The following is a 16,013-nucleotide window of genomic DNA, read 5'->3' as shown; positions in this document are numbered from 1 at the left end:
AACAGAGCAGTCCGACCACCATCGCCACCTCCGTGCTGTCCTGTCGAGTTGCACCGCAGACTGTTTCGCGTCGATCCCGCCTCGGACACCGACACCACTTCGCCAACCGACCTCGAAAGCAGTTCCTGCAGTGACACTCTGGTGATCACCCGAACCACGCGTGACATCAGCTCGCGCAGCCGAACCGATCGCGGCAGCCCACCGACACCGCCTGCCGCCTGCACCCCTCGATCCCCATCCCGCACGCATGCGCTATCGCTACGAACCGGCCACACACCGGCACCTGTCGCGTGCGATCCAGACGCACGACGAGAGCCGGCCACGCCGCGAACCCGAGCCACCCCACGATTCCGCACCGAACGGTCACCGACCTGCGGGAACGCACCTTTTGCGCGGACCGGTTGCCTGTCGGCACGCACACCTGCCGATTCATCGCCTTGGAGACTTCGAGCCGAGCTCGCGCCGCCGGCCTGCGAAGAATCGCCGTTGAGGCGGACCGGCCATGCCCCTGCGCCGGTGGTTCTCATCCGAGTCGCACCTCGATCAAGCGGGCGAGTCCGGTGGCGGCGGGGGTGGGGGCGTTGTCGGAGCGCCAGGCGGGGGTGATGCGGATGCCGGTGGTGGCTCGTTCCAGGACGCCGATTTCGCGGAGGCCGCGGGTGCCGTCGGAGCGGCGGTGGACGTGCAGGATGACCTGGACGGCGGCGGCGAGCTGGCTGTGCAGGGCGGTGCGGTCCATGCCGCCGAGGGCGGCGAGGGCTTCCAGACGGGCGGGGACTTCCTGCGGGGAGTTCGCGTGGACGGTGCCCGCGCCGCCGTCGTGGCCGGTGTTGAGTGCGGTGAGCAGGTCGACGACCTCAGCGCCGCGCACCTCGCCGACGACGATGCGGTCGGGGCGCATGCGCAGCGACTGGCGGACCAGGTCGCGTACTGTCACCGCGCCGACGCCCTCGACATTGGCGGTGCGGGCGACAAGCCGCACCACATGGGGATGGACGGGGGCGAGTTCGGCGGCGTCCTCGACGCAGATGATGCGCTCGGCTGGATCCACCGCGGCGAGGAGTGCGGAGAGCAAGGTGGTCTTGCCCGCGCCGGTGCCGCCGACGACGAGGAAGGCCAGTCGGGCGCGCACGATGTCGGTCAGTAGCCGGAGCGCGGCGGGCGGGACCGATCCGGCGGTGGACAGGGCGGTCAGGCCCTGAGTGGCCGGGCGGAGGACGCGCAGGGACAGGCAGGTGCCGTCGTGCGCGACGGGTGCGAGGACCGCGTGCAGGCGGACCCCGAACGCGTCGCCGAGCGTCGCCTCGGTACCGGCGAGCTTGCCGTCGACCCAGGGTTGCGCGTCGTCGAGCCTGCGGCCCGCGGCGAGGGCGAGCCGCTGGGCCAGCCGGCGCACCGCGGCCTCGTCGGCGAACTCGACATCGGTCCGCTCGAGTCCGTGACCACGATCGATCCACACCGAGTCGGGTCCGGTGACGAGCACATCGGCGACCCGGGGATCGTGCAGCAGGGGCTCGAGCAGACCCGCCCCGGTCATCTCGGTCTGCAGCAGACGCAGCGCACGCAGCAGGTCGGTGTCGGCGAGCACGCCGCCCGCTTCGGCGCGGATCGCGGCGGCCAGCTGCGCCGCGTCGGGCACACCCGTGTGCTCGGCGAGCCGTTCCCGCACCCGCTCGAGCAGCTCGACGGTGACGAAGGTGGTCATCGCGCCGCCCCCACCATCGCCAGCACGGCATCGGCCGCATCGCGCAGCGGACCGCGCCTGCGCACACTGAGCCCACCCCGTTCGAGGCGCGCCGCCAGGCCGGCCTGCCCACGCACCGCGGCCAACAGCGGCAGTCCGAGCACCTCGGCGACTTCGGCACCTCTCAGGCCGCCTGGCGCCGGACCGCGAACAACCAAGCCCCGATTGGGATTTCGCTCGCCGAGGTAGGCGGCCACCACCTCGGCCGCGGCGACAGCGCGCAGCCGTGCCGGGACGACGAGGACCACCAGATCGGCGGCATCGACCATCGCGTCCGCCGCCGGACCACGCTCGCCGGAGACATCACACACCACCAGATCACCTGCGGCCCTCCCGGATTCGATCACCGCGCGGACCGCGGCCGGCGTGAGCTCGGTCGATGGGCGCCCGACACCGTGCCGACCACAGGACAGCACCGCCAACCCGGCCGCAGCCGCAGGCAGCGCGTTGTGCAGCGCCGACGCGGAGACCCGACCGTCTTCGATGACCAGATCCGGCCAGCGCAGCCCGGCGACGTTCTCCATCCCCAGCACCAGGTCGATGCCACCGTCGAGCGGCGCGCCGTCGATCAGCACCGTGTCCGGCCGTAGCCTTCGTGCGGCCGCGCGCAGGGCGATGGCGGCCGAGAGCGTCGACGCACCGGCGCCGCCGCCGGCTCCGGCGACCGCGACGACCACGCCTTCACCCGTCCTGGACTCGGCGTGCTCGGCGAACTGCTCGACCAGCGCGACCGCGCAGGCAGGCAGCGCGACGACCCGCTCCGCACCGACCGCCGTGGCGGCTTGCCAGTCCGGTACCGCGGGTTCGCCCTCGGTGACCAGCACGATTCCCGGTCTGCGCGGGCACCCCGAGGCGGCGGCCGCGACCGCGGCGGCGGTGTCGAGGATCACCAGGCCCGCTCCCGACCACGCATGACGCCCGACGGGCATGCTGCGTTCATCGGTGACGCGCTCGGCGGCCGCCGCGACCCGGCGCACTTCGGCGCGCAGCCGGGGGTCGCGCACGAGCACCAGCGCGGGAGCGAGTCCGATGGCGGAGGGTGCGGCGAGGAGGTTCATGCAGCTCAGCGTGGCCGAGCCCGGAACATCTCAACAGCCGTCACGCGGCGATTGTGGATAACTCGGGGGTGTGGAGAACTTGTGCGATCTACCCCGGAATAGAGGACGGCCCCAGCCGGGGGGGAGGAGGCTGGGGCCGTCGGGTTCAGCCCCGGGGGGTCGGGCTGAACGCGCCTGGACCATGTCCAGGTGCCAGCAATACTACACCCATCCCCCGGCGCGGGCGCAAGTAGCGTTCGCCACCATCTTTCGGCGATTCGCGGCCTCCGGCGTCCCCGGGGCAAACTCTCGAAGGGCCCCGGACGGGCGGTTCCTGCGCGCCGCGCGCGGGGTGCCTATTCTGTTGTCGTGACGGCCGAACGTGACCAGACTCCGCTTCCGGACACAAGACTCGCCCCTTCGGGCCGAGCGGCGGTGCCGGGCGGACGCGTCGCGGCCTTCTTCGATCTCGACAAAACGGTGATCGCGAAGTCGAGCGCGTTCGTGTTCAGCAAACCGTTCTACGCACAGGGTCTGCTCAACCGCCGCGCCGTGCTGGAGAGCAGCTACGCGCACTTTTTGTTCCTGCTTTCCGGGGCCGATCACGACCAGATGGAACGAATGCGGGCAAACCTCGCCAACATGTGCGCGGGCTGGGATGTCGAGCAGGTGAAATCCATTGTGGCCGAGACACTTCACGATCTTGTCGACCCGGTGATCTACGCCGAGGCCGCCGATCTGATCGCCGACCACAAGATCCGCGGACACGACGTGGTGATCATCTCGGCCTCCGGCGAGGAGATCGTCACGCCGATAGCCGAGGTACTCGGCGCCTCGCACACCGAGGCGACCAGGATGGTCGTCGAAGACGGCAGGTACACCGGCGACATCGAGTTCTACTGCTACGGCGAGGGCAAGGTAGCCGCGATCGAAAAGCTGGCAGCCGCAGAGGGTTACGACCTGTCCCGGTGCTACGCCTACTCCGATTCGGTGACCGACCTGCCGATGCTGAGCGCGGTCGGCCACCCGACGGCGGTGAATCCCGACCGCGCGCTGCGCAAGGAGGCCGTCACCCGGGGCTGGCCGGTGCTCACCTTCTCCAATCCGGTGTCGCTGTGGTCGCGCTTCCAGGCGCCGTCGAGCACCACCGTGGCGGCCACCGCGGCGGTCGGACTGAGCGCGATCATCGCCGGCGCGATCAGTTACCGACTGCTGCGGAAACGTCGCTGACCTGCGACGCTCGAGCACGAATCGCCTGGCGACACGCCGAAAACAACCGCATTCGGTGATGCCGTCGATACGCTTGCTGTGAGTGCCATCACAGTGTAAGAATGGAGTCACGGAAGGACGGAAGGCCAAGACGGAGCCGGAAGAGAAGGTTTCGCCTCCCATCCCACCCTTCCCAGCACGGACGCCAGGCACCCACGCGGAGCGCGCCGCGACAAGGGCAGCAGAGTTGTGGGCCTGCGAAATTCGGGCAGTCGTCGGCGAACGCCTCGCACAGGTTGCGGGGATGAACCGACGGGGTTCGGATGATCGCCGAGGCCACCGAACACAACCCACCGAGCACGCTTGGTAACCAGGCGTTCCGTGCTAGCGGGCGGTGAGGCCGAGCAATCGGCACGCCGCCCGTTTCGATGTCCGGGGGACGTCTCAGCCCGCAGCGGCGTCGGCGATCGAGTTCGCTTCTCTGGCACCGTCTTCGAGCGCGCCCGCGCAGAACAGCACCCAGCCGCCGACCCCCTCCGCGGTGCCCATGCCGAATCCGGCGGCCGCGTCGAAGTAGGCCTGGCGGCGGCGCAGCCAGAACACCTCGGGCACGCCGAGGCAGCGTGGGTCGAGTCCGCTCGAGACCGTGACCAGGCGCGAGGCCGCCCGCGCGACGACACCGTCGGCGGTGCCGAAGGGCCGCAGCGACAACAGCTCACCGTGCACGACCGCCGCGATCACGGGCGCGGGCGCCTTGCTCGCCTGAACGGTCTGCACCAGCAGGTCCAGCCGTTCGGCGACGCCGGGCGTCGCGCGCGGCCTGCCGAGGTCCTGCTCATCGGCGACCAAGTCGGCGGCGGCGAGCAGGTGCAGCCGGGCCAGCGCCTGTAGCGGCGCGCGCTGCCAGGTGCCGACCAGATTCGTCAGCGCGTCACCGTCGAGCGCCTGGCCGACCCGCAGCGCGCCGGCCAGCACCGGATCGCTGACCTTCCCGTCGGCGGGCAGATCGGTGCTCGCGCCTTCGATGGCGGCCGAGGACCGCGCGGCGCGCACGGCCGCCTCGGCGGCGGTCGTCGCCCAGCCACGCCGGTTCGACTTGTGCCGATGCACCGCGGCGAGCGCGTCGCGGGCTTTGTCGGCGGCTTCACGCACGCCGGGCAGGTCGACCAGGGGCTGCAGCGGATCAGTCACGGCATACGAGGCTACCGTCCGACCACCGCACCCCCGACGACCACGTGCAGACCGCGCACCCCGGGCCAGGTGCGGTCCGGCCATAGCTCCTCGGCCAACCGCTTGGCGGCCGGGGTCAGCGCCCGGCGCCTGCGCGATTCCAGCTCGGCCTGCCGTTCGGCCTGAATGCGATCCATCGGCGACTCCTACCCCTGCGATCCACACCGCACCACCTCGGACCTCGCTCACGGTACGCCGACCAGCTGCGCTGACGAGGAGTTTCGACCAGGCAGCCGGGCGCTGCCGAGACGCCCGGCGGCAGCGCGGGTCACCCGGTGAGCAACTCCCGTCCCGGAATCGCTTCGAGCAGCGCTCGCGTGTATTCCTGTTCGGGCGCCGCGAACACCTCGTCGGTGGTCGCGGACTCGACGACCTTGCCCGCCCGCATCACCAGGACGATGTCGGCGATCTGCCGGACCACCGCCAGGTCGTGGGTGATGAACAGATAGGTCAAGCCCAGCTCGGCCTGCAGATCGTTGAGCAGGGTGAGGATCTGCGCCTGCACCAGCACGTCGAGCGCCGAGACCGCCTCGTCGCAGACGACCAGCTCGGGCGAGAGCGCCAGCGCCCGAGCGATCGCGACCCGCTGACGCTGCCCGCCCGAGAGCTCGTTCGGATAGCGGCGCAGCACCGACGACGGCAACGACACCTTGTCGAGCAGATCGCGCACCACCTTCTCCCGCTCGGCCGATGTGCCGACCTTGTGCACCCGCAGCGGCTCCTCGATGGTGCGGAAGATCGAGTACATCGGGTCGAGCGAGCCGTAGGGGTTCTGGAAGATCGGCTGCACGCGGCGGCGGAAGGCGAACGCGCCCTTGACATCCAGCGTGGCGACATCTTTGCCGTCGAAGACGACGGTGCCCGCGGTCGGTTCGAGCAGGCCGAGCACCATCTGGGCGATGGTCGACTTGCCGGAGCCGGACTCGCCGACGATCGCGGTGGTCGTCCCACGGTCGACGCTGAAACTCACGTCGTCGACGGCCCCGAACTCCGTGGACTGCCACGGCCGCTTGCCCCGAATCTTGAACGCCTTGGTCAGGTTCCGCACTTCCAGCACGGTGTCGCCGACCAGGTCCTCGGCCTCGGCCACCTCCACCGCCTGCGCGCGCACGGCGGCCCGCTGCCGCGACGACGACATCCGCTGCGCCGCCAGCGACGGCGCCGAGTTGACCAGCTTCTTGGTGTAGGCGTGCTGCGGATCGCGCAGGATCTGCAGTGCCGGACCGGACTCCACGACCCGGCCGCGATACATCACCACCAGGTGCTCGGCCCGTTCCGCGGCCAGGCCGAGGTCGTGGGTGATCAGCAGGACCGCGGTCCCCAGCTCGGTGGTGAGCTGTTCGAGATGGCCGAGGATCTGCCGCTGCACCGTGACGTCCAGCGCCGAGGTCGGCTCGTCGGCGATCAGCAGCTTCGGCCGGCAGGACAGCCCGATCGCGATGAGCGCGCGCTGGCGCATGCCGCCGGAGAACTCGTGCGGATACTGGTTCACCCGCCGCTCGGCATCGGACATGCCCGCTTCGGCGAGCAGTTCCACCGCGCGCTTGCGGGCGGCGTCGCCGGTGGCGATGCCGTTGGCCGCGAGCGTCTCCCGGATCTGGAAGCCGATCTTCCACACCGGGTTCAGGTTCGACATCGGGTCCTGCGGGACCAGGCCGATGCCGTTGCCGCGGATCGCGACGATCTCCTTCTCCGACGCCTTGGTCAGGTCGGTGCCGTCGAACAGGATCTGCCCGCCGGTGACCTTGCCGGTGCCGGGCAGCAGGTCGATGATCGCGTGCGCGGTCGTCGACTTGCCCGACCCCGACTCACCGACGATGGCGACCGTCTGACCGGGGAAGACGGTGAGATTCACCCCGCGCACGGCGGGCACCGGCTTGCCGTCGGTGGTGAAGCACACGTCGAGGTCGCGGATCTCGAGCAGTGGGGTGGCGTCACTCATCGGGTGCGCTCCTTCGGATCGAGCGCGTCGCGCACCGCGTCACCGAGCAGGATGAAGCTCAGCACGGTGACGGCCAGCGCGGCCGCCGGATAGAACAGGATCGGCGAGGTACGGATCTCGTACTTCGCGCGGGCGATGTCGGCGCCCCAGGCCACGATGTCGGGTGGCAGGCCGACGCCGAGGAACGACAGGGTCGCCTCGGTGACGATGAAGACGCCGAGCCACAGCGTGGCGACCACGATCAGCGGACCCGCCGCGTTCGGCAGCACGTGCCGCACCAGCGTCCCCAGCCGCGACACCCCCAGCGCCTTGGCGGCGGTGACGTATTCGCTGTTCTTGGCCTCGATCACCGCGCCGCGGGCGATGCGCGCCGCCTGCGGCCAGGTGAACGCGACGAGGATCAGGATCACCGTCAGCACGGTCGTCGGTCGCAGCAGCTGCAACAGCACGATGGCCGCCAGCACCATCGGGATGGCGTAGAAGATCTCGGCGATCCGCGACACCACGGTGTCGAGGAAGCCGCCGTAGAACCCCGACAGCGCGCCGAGGATCCCGCCGACCAGCAGGAACAGCATCGCCGCTCCGATGCCGACGCTGACCGAGGCCCGCGCGCCGTAGATGGTGCGCGCGTAGACGTCGCAGCCCTGCTTGTCGAACCCGAACGGGTGGCCGGGACGTGGGCCGTCCATGCCGAACTCGCCGAGGCACAGCTTCGGGTCCTGGCTGGTGAACAGCGACGGCCACACCACGACCAGCAGCACCAGCACGATCAGCACGACCGCGACCAGGAACACCGGATTGCGGCGCAACCGCCGCCACGCGTCGCCCCAGATGCTGGTCGGCGTGCCCACCTCGACCACCCGGTCGGTGGCCAGCACCTCCACCTCGTCGGCGGGGGCCACGAAATGCTGTTGGCTCTCATGCATAACGGATCCTCGGGTCGAGCGCGGCGTAGAGCAGGTCGATGATCAGGTTGGTCACCAGGAACACCACGACGAGCACCGTCACGAACGACACCACCGTCGGCGGCTCGCCGCGGGTGATCGCCTGGTAGATGGTGCCGCCGACGCCGGGAATGTTGAAGATGCCCTCGGTGACGATGGCGCCCGCCATCAGCGCACCGAAATCGGCGCCGAGGAAGGTCACCACCGGGATCATCGAATTCCGCAGGATGTGCACCGTCACCACGCGCCTGCGGCCGAGCCCCTTCGCCGTCGCGGTGCGCACGTAGTCGGCGGATTTGTTCTCCGCCACCGAGTTACGGGTCAGCCGCAGCACATACGCGAACGACAGCGACCCGAGCACGAACGCGGGAACGAGCAATTCCCCCAGGCTCGCGCTCCCGGTGACGGTGACCGGCGCGATCCCCCATTTCACACCGAGGAAGAACTGCGCCAGATAGCCGACGACGAACACCGGCAGCGCGATGATCACCAGGCTGGCGATCAGCATCGCCGAATCGAAGAGCTTGCCCTTGCGCAGGCCCGCGATCAGGCCGAACACAATGCCGAACAGGCCCTCGATGAGCACGGCGAGAAACGCCAGCCTGATCGTGATCGGGAAGGCGCGTTGGAGTTCCTCGCGCACCGGCCTGCCCGAGAACGAGGTGCCGAAATCGAGGGTGAGAATGCCCTTCAGATAGTGCAGATACTGCACGATGAACGGCTGATCGAGGTGATACCGGGCGCGCAGCGCCGCCTCGGCCGCCGGGGTCAGCGGTTTCTCACCGGCCAGCGCCTTGATCGGGTCGCCGGGGATCAGGAACACCATCGCGTAGATCAGCAGCGTCGCACCCAGGAAGACCGGGATCATCTGGAGCAGGCGCCGAAGTATGTACCAAGCCATCATTCCTCCGAAAACGACTGGGGCCGAGCCACTGCAGGTGGCTCGGCCCAGCTCCGAGTGTCTACTTCTCGATGTTCTCGAAGTCGAACAGACCGTTCCAGGCCAGCTCGGCCTTGGTCACCCGGTCGGATCGGCCCGCGGCGGCGACATAGTCGAACACCGGGATGTCGGCCATGTCCTTGATCATGATCGTCTGGGCCTGGGCGATCAGCTGGTAGGACTCCTGCTGGGTCGGCGCGGCCATGGCGGCGTCGAAGAGGCGGTCCACCTCCGGGTTGTTGTAGTCGACATTGTTGGTGTCGGAGTAGCTGTAGTACTGCGAGGACAGGAACTGCATCATCGTCGGGTAGTCGCCCTGCCAGCCGTAACGGAAGGCGGTGCCGATGGTCTTGGCGTTCACCGCGTCACGCACGTTCTTGAACGTGGGCACCGGGTTGGCGACCGCATCGATGCCGAGGGTGTTCTTCACGCTGTTGGCCACGGCCTCGATCCAGGCCTGGTGACCGCCGTCGGAGTTGTAGGTGATCGTGTACTTGCCCGACCACGGCGAGATCGCGTCGGCCTGGGCCCACAGCTTCTTGGCCTGGTCGGGGTTGTAGTCGAACACCTCCGAGCCCGGCAGGTTGCCATCGAACCCGGGCAGCGTCGACGCCGTGAAATCGCGGGCGGGAATGCGCAATCCGTTGAAGATCTTGTCGATGATCTGCGGGCGGTTGATCGCCATCGAGATCGCCTTGCGGCGCAGCACGCCTTCCTCGCCGCCGAAATGCGGCACGGTGGTCTGGATGCCGATGTGCTGGTTCTGCGCGGTCGGCTTGGTGATCGCGCGGTCGCCGAGATCGCTCTTGTAGGAGGTCAGCGCACTGTCGGGAATGGTGTCGAGGGTGTCGAGATTGCCCGCCTGCAGATCGGCGTAGGCGGTGTCGAAGGACTGGTACATGACGAACCGCAGGCCCTTGTTCTTGGCCGGGCGGCCGCCGGGGTAATCCGGGTTGGGCGTCAAGTCGATCTTGACATTGTGTTCCCACGTGCCGAAGGCGTACGGGCCGTTGCCGATCGGGTTCTCACCGAAAGCCTTCATGTCCTTGAAGGCGGCGTCGGGCAGCGGATAGAACGGGGCATAGCCGAGCGCGCTCTCGAAATCGATCGAGGGGGATTTCAGTTCCACCGTGAAGGTGCGGTCGTCGACCACCTTCAGGCCCGACATCGTCTGTGCCTTGGGCTGTTCGGCATTCACCTCGTCGAATCCGACAATGGGGGTGAACACGTAGCTCTGCAGCTGAGCGTTGGAGGCGAGCGCACCGTAGTTCCAGGCGTCCACGAAGGACTTGGCGGTCACTGTCGTACCGTCGGTGAACTTCCAGTTCGGCTTGATGGTGATCCGATAAGACTTGCGATCGGCGGTTTCGATCTTCTCCGCCATCTCGTCGTGCGCCTCACCGGTGGCGTCGTAGTACTTCAGCCCGGCGAACAAACGGTCGACGACCCGACCACCCATGTTCTCGTTGGTGTTGGTCGGCACCAACGGATTCTGCGGTTCCCCCGCGTTGGTGGTGACAATGCTCGCGTCGGCACTGTCGTCGGACGAGCACGCGGTCAGGCTGAGGCTTGTGGCCGCCAGGCCCGCTGCGATCAGCGCGGTCGCTCTGATGAATCTCAACGCTCTCTCCCGGTTCGATTCCCGTGGCATAACGCTCGGAGGTTAGCCACTTCGGCCCGGTTTTTCAGTGAACCGAGCCTTTTTCGCTTCACATGTATCAGTACGGTTACTCGACGGAAACGCAGGAAAAAATGCCGAGCCCCTCATGCTCGGCAGAAAAATATGAACAATTCTCGGAACCATCAGCTGAACGGTTGATTTAAAACGATAGCCCGCGACCGGCCGGTCTGTCCGCGAAGTCATCGGATGAACCGGCCCCGATTGACCGTGCCGAAACCTTGCCGACACAACGCCGCCGACAGTGCGCCCGGGTTGACTACGCTCGAGGGAGCAGGGGTGAGCCCCGCCCGACCGACCCGACCGCACCAGGCATGTGAGGCTGATTCGACATGACCGAAACCGCTGCAGGACACCAGGACTCGTATCCCCCGAGCGCGGAGTTCGCCGCCACCGCCAACGCGGGCGCCGACCTCTACGAGCGCGGCGAGACCGACCGTGAGGGCTTCTGGGCCGAGCAGGCAGGCCGCCTGCACTGGCACAAGCCCTTCACCCAGGTGCTCGACTGGAGCGATGCCCCCGTCGCGCGCTGGTTCGCCGACGGCGAGCTCAATGTCGCCTACAACTGCGTCGACCGCCACGTCATCGACGGGCACGGCGACCAGGTGGCCATCCACTGGGAAGGCGAGCCCGGCGACTCCCGCGACCTCACCTACCGCGAACTGCTCGAAGAAGTCTCACGCGCCGCGAACTACCTGACCGAGCTCGGTCTCGAAGCGGGCGATCGCGTCGCGATCTACATGCCGATGGTCCCCGAGGCGATCGTCTCGATGCTGGCCTGCGCGCGGCTGGGGCTCACCCATTCGGTGGTGTTCGCCGGCTTCTCGCCGACAGCACTGCGGCAGCGGGTCGACGACGCCGAGGCCCGGCTGCTCATCACCACCGACGGGCAGTGGCGGCGCGGTAAGCCCGCCCCGCTCAAGGAGGCCGTCGACGAGGCGCTCGCCGCCAAGGGCGATGTGCCGTCCTCGGTGGAGCATGTGCTCGTCGTCCGCCGGGTCGGCACCGAGGTCCCCTGGACCGATGAACGCGATCTGTGGTGGCACGAAACCGTCGGCACCGCTTCGCCTTCGCACGAGGCGCGGTCCTTCCCCGCCGAACACCCCCTGTTCATCCTCTACACCTCCGGCACTACCGGAAAACCCAAAGGCATCCTGCACACCACCGGCGGCTACCTCACCCAAACCGCCTACACCCACCACAACGTCTTCGACCACAAACCCGACGACGACGTCTACTGGTGCACCGCCGACATCGGCTGGGTCACCGGCCACAGCTACATCGTCTACGGACCACTGGCCAACCGCGCCACCCAGGTCGTCTACGAAGGCACCCCCAACTCCCCCAACGAACACCGCCACTTCGAGATCATCGAAAAATACGGCGTCACCATCTACTACACCGCACCCACACTCATCCGCACCTTCATGAAATGGGGACGCGACATCCCCGACGCCCACAACCTCACCACCCTGCGCCTGCTCGGCTCCGTCGGCGAACCCATCAACCCCGAAGCCTGGCGCTGGTACCGGGAAGTCATCGGCGCCAACACAACCCCCATCGTCGACACCTGGTGGCAGACCGAAACCGGCGCCATCATGATCTCCCCACTGCCCGGCGTCACCGCCACCAAGCCCGGCGCGGCCATGCGCGCGCTGCCCGGCATCTCGGCGAAGGTGGTCGACGAGGAGGGCAAGCCGGTGCAGCTCGGCGAGACCGAGGCCAACGGCTACCTGGTGCTGGACAAGCCGTGGCCGTCGATGCTGCGCGGCATCTGGGGCGATATGGAGCGGTACAAGGCCACCTACTGGGAGCGCTACGCCGAGCAGGGCTGGTACTTCGCCGGTGACGGCGCCAAGCTCGACGCCGACGGCGACCTGTGGGTGCTCGGCCGCGTCGACGACGTGATGAACGTGTCCGGACACCGCATCTCCACCGCCGAGGTCGAATCCGCGCTCGTCGGGCATCCGGCGGTGGCCGAGGCCGCCGTCGTCGGGGCCAGCGATGCCACCACCGGGCAGGGCATCGTCGCGTTCGTCATCCTCACCGGCGACTCGGCGGGCCGGGCCGGTGACGGCCTCGTCGACGAGCTGAAGGCCGAGGTGTCCAAGGAGATCAGCCCGATCGCCAAGCCGCGCGAGATCCACATCGTGCCCGAGCTGCCCAAGACCCGCAGCGGCAAGATCATGCGCAGGCTGCTGCGCGACGTGGCCGAGGGGCGCGAACTCGGCGACACCTCGACACTGGTCGATCCCGGCGTCTTCGAGGCGATTCGCACCGGCGGCAACTGAGACAGGGCGCGGGAACGCGCAGGATACGGCCGGTGACCTCCATTGTCACCGGCCGTATCCGTTAGAGTTACGTTCAGGTGTGCCGGGAAGACTGGTCGGCATGCGGTCGTGAATCCGTGGCACCGCAGGGTGGGATGAGCGCCCGCAGCGCCGTCCACCCCGCCGAAAGGCCCGCCCTTGATCACTCGTGTTCGCTCCGAACTCAGCCGCTATCTCCGCACCGAAACCGTCGGTGGCGCGCTGCTGCTCGCCGCCGCCGCCGTCGCCCTGCTCTGGGTGAACTCCCCCTGGGGCGCGAGCTACCAGACGATGGTCGACACCCATCTCAGCATCTCCGCGCTGCATTTGGACCTCACCCTGGCCGACTGGACCAAGGACGGGCTGCTCGCGATCTTCTTCTTCGTCGCCGGGCTGGAGCTCAAACGCGAATTCGTCGTCGGCGAGCTGGCCGATCCGAAGCGGGCCGCGCTGCCGATCATCGCCGCCGTCGGCGGTGTCGTCACGCCGGCCCTGATCGCGATCGCGGTCGGCCACGGTGTGCCCGGCATGGAGAACGGCTGGGCCATCCCGGTCGCCACCGACATCGCCTTCGCGCTGGCGGTCCTGGCCATGACCGGCTCGCGGATTCCCGCCAGCGCGCGAGTGTTCCTGCTGAGCCTGGCCGTGGTCGACGACCTGCTCGCGATCATCCTCATCGCGGTGCTGTTCACCGCCTCGCTGTCGATGCTGTGGCTCGCTGCCGCGCTGGCCTGCTGCGCGGCCTGGGCGCTGGCCCAGAAGTACCGGCTGCACACGCCCCTGTTCTACATTCCGGTCGCCCTGGTCTGCTGGTACGCGCTGCACGAGGCGGGCATCCACCCGACGCTGGCCGGTGTCGCGCTCGGGCTGCTCACCAGGGTGCGCAAGGATCCGGGCGAGAAGACCGCGCCGGCCACCCATCTCGAGCACGTCGTGCAGCCGATCTCGGCCGGCTTCTGCGTGCCGCTGTTCGCGTTGTTCGCCTCCGGCGTGCCGCTCAACAGCGCGGTGTTCGGCTCGCTGTTCACCGACCGGTTGTCGCTGGCGATCATCCTCGGACTGCTGCTCGGCAAGACGATCGGCATCTTCGGGATCAGCTGGCTCGCGATCCGGTTCGGCGTGGCGAAACGACCGGTGGGGCTGGAATATCGCGACATGTTCGCCCTGTCGGTACTCGGCGCGATCGGGTTCACCGTTAGCCTGCTGGTGGCGGAACTCGCGCTGGCCGATGTCGGTGACGACGCCATCGATCTGGCGAAGGCCGCCGTCCTGGTGACCTCCATGGCAGCATCGCTGCTCGGATCGGCGCTACTGTTGCGCCGAGGACGTGTGCACCAGGCGCGCCGCGACGCGGACGAGCTACAACCGGACAGTGAGGCCTAGTAGTGCCAGGACAGGGAGAAGGGTCGACGAAGTGAGTTACACCCAAGGCGGAAATGACGGTCGCACGGTCACTTCCATCCCGTTGACCGACGCCAACCCGCCCGGATCGGCGAGTATCGGCAGCCTCGTCCGCGATGCGACCGAGCAGATGTCCACCCTGGTCCGCGCCGAGGTCGCGCTGGCCAAGGCCGAGGTCACCGCCGAGGTCCGCAAGGGACTCACCGGCAGCGTGTTCTTCATTCTCGCGTTGACCGTGCTGCTGTTCAGCTCGTTCTTCTTTTTCTTCTTCCTCGCCGAACTGCTGGACGTGTGGCTGTACCGCTGGGCCGCGTTCCTGATCGTGTTCGTGCTGATGGTGGCGGCCACCGCGCTGCTCGGCTTGCTGGGCTGGCTCAAGGTGCGCAAGCTGCGGGCGCCGGAGAAGACGATCAACTCGCTCAAGCAGACCGCCGAGGTTCTGCCCGCGGCGCTCACCCACCATGAGCCCGCTCCCGCGCTGGAGAAGTCGACCAGTCGATGACGCGCCGGGCGGGCCCGGTCGCGACGGCCGGACCCGCCTACTAGGCTCGATCGGCGTGTCGTCCAACTCATTCCCGGATCCGTCCAGCGTCCGTTACGACGGACCGTGGACCCACCGGGACGTGCACGCCAACGGGATCCGCTTCCACGTCGTCGAAGCCGACGGAACGGACCGTGCGGATGCCCCGCTGGTGCTGCTGCTGCACGGCTTCGCCGACTTCTGGTGGTCGTGGCGGCACCAGCTGACCGGGCTCACCGCGCACGGCTACCGGACCGTCGCCGTGGACCTGCGCGGGTACGGCGACACCGACAAACCACCGCGCGGCTACGACGGCTGGACCCTCGCCGGTGACATCGCGGGCCTGATCCGGGCACTCGGCCATACCGAGGCCACGCTCGTCGGGCACGCCGAGGGCGGCCTGGTCTGCTGGGCCACCGCCGTGCTGCATCCCCGGCTGGTCCGCTCGATCGCGCTGGTGAGCTCGCCCCATCCGGCGGCGCTGAAGAGCGCGGTCCTGCGCGATCGCGCCCAGCGCGCCACCTGGCTGCCGGATTTCCTGCGCTATCAGCTGCCGCGCTACCCGGAGAACCTGCTCACCCGCCGCGACGGCGCCGAGGTGGAGCGACTGCTGTGCGAGCGGGTCAGCGAATCCTGGTCACGGACGGCCGAATTCGCCGAGACCGCGGCCCGGATGCGGACTGCCATCCGGATTCCCGGCGCCGCGCACAGCGCGCTGGAATACCAGCGATGGGCCTTCCGCAGTCAGTGGCGTCCCGACGGCAAGCGGTTCATGGCCACCATGCGCACGCCGATCGACATCCCGGTCCTCGGGCTGCGCGGCGAGCACGATGCGTATCTGCTGCCGACCACGTTCCACCGTGGGGCCCGGCTGTCACCGGATCGGACCCTGGTGTCGATCCCGAAGGCCGGGCACTACGCGCACCAGGAGAACCCCGGCAAGGTCAACGAGGTGCTGACCACCCGCTGGCACGAACAGAACGGCATCAACGGGTCGCCCAAGGACGGCCTGGTCTCCCCCTGAACGGAGTTCGTCCCGGGCAGCTGGTGCCGCCCGGG

General features: G+C 68.6%; 13 protein-coding genes. 5 read left to right on the top strand and 8 right to left on the bottom strand.

The genetic code is table 11. The features are described from left to right. Positions 1-523: 523 nt before the first annotated feature. Both NV348_RS18055 and ssd read right to left on the bottom strand, forming a co-directional pair. Complete coding sequence (locus tag NV348_RS18055) at positions 524-1,705, bottom strand: TadA family conjugal transfer-associated ATPase (RefSeq protein WP_447147935.1); 1,182 nt, start codon at positions 1,703-1,705, stop codon at positions 524-526. Continuing rightward, a complete protein-coding gene (ssd, locus tag NV348_RS18050; protein WP_447147934.1) occupies positions 1,702-2,802 on the bottom strand; it encodes a septum site-determining protein Ssd in 1,101 nt (366 codons plus the stop codon). The genes NV348_RS18055 and ssd overlap by 4 nt, the downstream gene beginning before the upstream one ends. Positions 2,803-3,216: 414 nt before the next feature. Between ssd and NV348_RS18045 the strand changes: the two genes are divergently transcribed. Beyond that, entirely contained in the window at positions 3,217-4,011 is a 795-nt protein-coding gene (locus NV348_RS18045) for an HAD-IB family hydrolase (RefSeq protein ID WP_447151077.1), read from the top strand. 423 nt (positions 4,012-4,434) lie between these two features. Here the strand turns inward: NV348_RS18045 and NV348_RS18040 are convergent, their stop codons facing one another. The 6 genes from NV348_RS18040 to NV348_RS18015 all read right to left on the bottom strand — a co-directional run bounded on the left by NV348_RS18040 (position 4,435) and on the right by NV348_RS18015 (position 10,697). Next, complete coding sequence (locus NV348_RS18040) at positions 4,435-5,181, bottom strand: Fic family protein (RefSeq protein WP_447147933.1); 747 nt, start codon at positions 5,179-5,181, stop codon at positions 4,435-4,437. An 11-nt stretch (positions 5,182-5,192) separates the two neighbouring features. Then, positions 5,193-5,357: a hypothetical protein gene (locus NV348_RS18035; RefSeq protein WP_218720677.1), complete on the bottom strand. Its 165-nt coding sequence runs from the start codon at positions 5,355-5,357 to the stop codon at positions 5,193-5,195. A 131-nt stretch (positions 5,358-5,488) separates the two neighbouring features. Beyond that, positions 5,489-7,162, bottom strand: a complete 1,674-nt coding sequence (locus NV348_RS18030) for a dipeptide ABC transporter ATP-binding protein (RefSeq protein ID WP_447147932.1) — start codon at positions 7,160-7,162, stop codon at positions 5,489-5,491. Continuing rightward, positions 7,159-8,088, bottom strand: coding sequence for an ABC transporter permease (locus NV348_RS18025; protein ID WP_447147931.1), 930 nt, complete (start codon positions 8,086-8,088; stop codon positions 7,159-7,161). The genes NV348_RS18030 and NV348_RS18025 overlap by 4 nt, the downstream gene beginning before the upstream one ends. Then, positions 8,081-9,007 (bottom strand): ABC transporter permease, encoded by a 927-nt coding sequence (locus NV348_RS18020; RefSeq protein WP_447147930.1) that lies wholly within the window; start codon positions 9,005-9,007, stop codon positions 8,081-8,083. The genes NV348_RS18025 and NV348_RS18020 overlap by 8 nt, the downstream gene beginning before the upstream one ends. 61 nt (positions 9,008-9,068) lie before the next feature. Beyond that, on the bottom strand, positions 9,069-10,697 hold the full coding sequence (locus NV348_RS18015; RefSeq protein ID WP_447147929.1) for a peptide ABC transporter substrate-binding protein: 1,629 nt from the start codon (positions 10,695-10,697) through the stop codon (positions 9,069-9,071). A gap of 359 nt (positions 10,698-11,056) precedes the next feature. Here NV348_RS18015 and acs point away from each other — a divergent pair, with 359 nt between their 5' ends. The 4 genes from acs (at position 11,057) to NV348_RS17995 (ending at position 15,978) form a co-directional block, all read left to right on the top strand. Next, entirely contained in the window at positions 11,057-13,015 is a 1,959-nt protein-coding gene (gene acs, locus NV348_RS18010; RefSeq protein WP_447147928.1) for an acetate--CoA ligase, read from the top strand. Positions 13,016-13,192: 177 nt separating this feature from the next. Then, the gene (nhaA, locus tag NV348_RS18005; RefSeq protein WP_447147927.1) at positions 13,193-14,416 is read left to right on the top strand and encodes a Na+/H+ antiporter NhaA; all 1,224 of its coding nucleotides are present in this window, start codon (positions 13,193-13,195) and stop codon (positions 14,414-14,416) included. 31 nt (positions 14,417-14,447) lie between these two features. Continuing rightward, the gene (locus NV348_RS18000) at positions 14,448-14,936 is read left to right on the top strand and encodes a phage holin family protein (protein ID WP_447147926.1); all 489 of its coding nucleotides are present in this window, start codon (positions 14,448-14,450) and stop codon (positions 14,934-14,936) included. A 55-nt stretch (positions 14,937-14,991) separates the two neighbouring features. Next, a complete protein-coding gene (locus NV348_RS17995; RefSeq protein WP_447147925.1) occupies positions 14,992-15,978 on the top strand; it encodes an alpha/beta fold hydrolase in 987 nt (328 codons plus the stop codon). The last annotated feature ends 35 nt before the right edge of the window (positions 15,979-16,013 follow it).

It is taken from the genome of Nocardia fodinahabitans (genome assembly GCF_052983615.1).
This window is presented reverse-complemented; position numbering and strand designations above follow the sequence as displayed.

Bases quoted from the DNA above. Each gene is read 5' to 3' on its own strand.
- NV348_RS18055 (WP_447147935.1), bottom strand. From the start codon at position 1,705: ATGACCACCTTCGTCACCGTCGAGCTGCTCGAGCGGGTGCGGGAACGG.
- ssd (WP_447147934.1), bottom strand. From the start codon at position 2,802: ATGAACCTCCTCGCCGCACCCTCCGCCATCGGACTCGCTCCCGCGCTG.
- NV348_RS18035 (WP_218720677.1), bottom strand. From the start codon at position 5,357: ATGGATCGCATTCAGGCCGAACGGCAGGCCGAGCTGGAATCGCGCAGG.
- NV348_RS18030 (WP_447147932.1), bottom strand. From the start codon at position 7,162: ATGAGTGACGCCACCCCACTGCTCGAGATCCGCGACCTCGACGTGTGC.
- NV348_RS18025 (WP_447147931.1), bottom strand. From the start codon at position 8,088: ATGCATGAGAGCCAACAGCATTTCGTGGCCCCCGCCGACGAGGTGGAG.
- NV348_RS18020 (WP_447147930.1), bottom strand. From the start codon at position 9,007: ATGGCTTGGTACATACTTCGGCGCCTGCTCCAGATGATCCCGGTCTTC.
- NV348_RS18015 (WP_447147929.1), bottom strand. From the start codon at position 10,697: ATGCCACGGGAATCGAACCGGGAGAGAGCGTTGAGATTCATCAGAGCG.
- acs (WP_447147928.1), top strand. From the start codon at position 11,057: ATGACCGAAACCGCTGCAGGACACCAGGACTCGTATCCCCCGAGCGCG.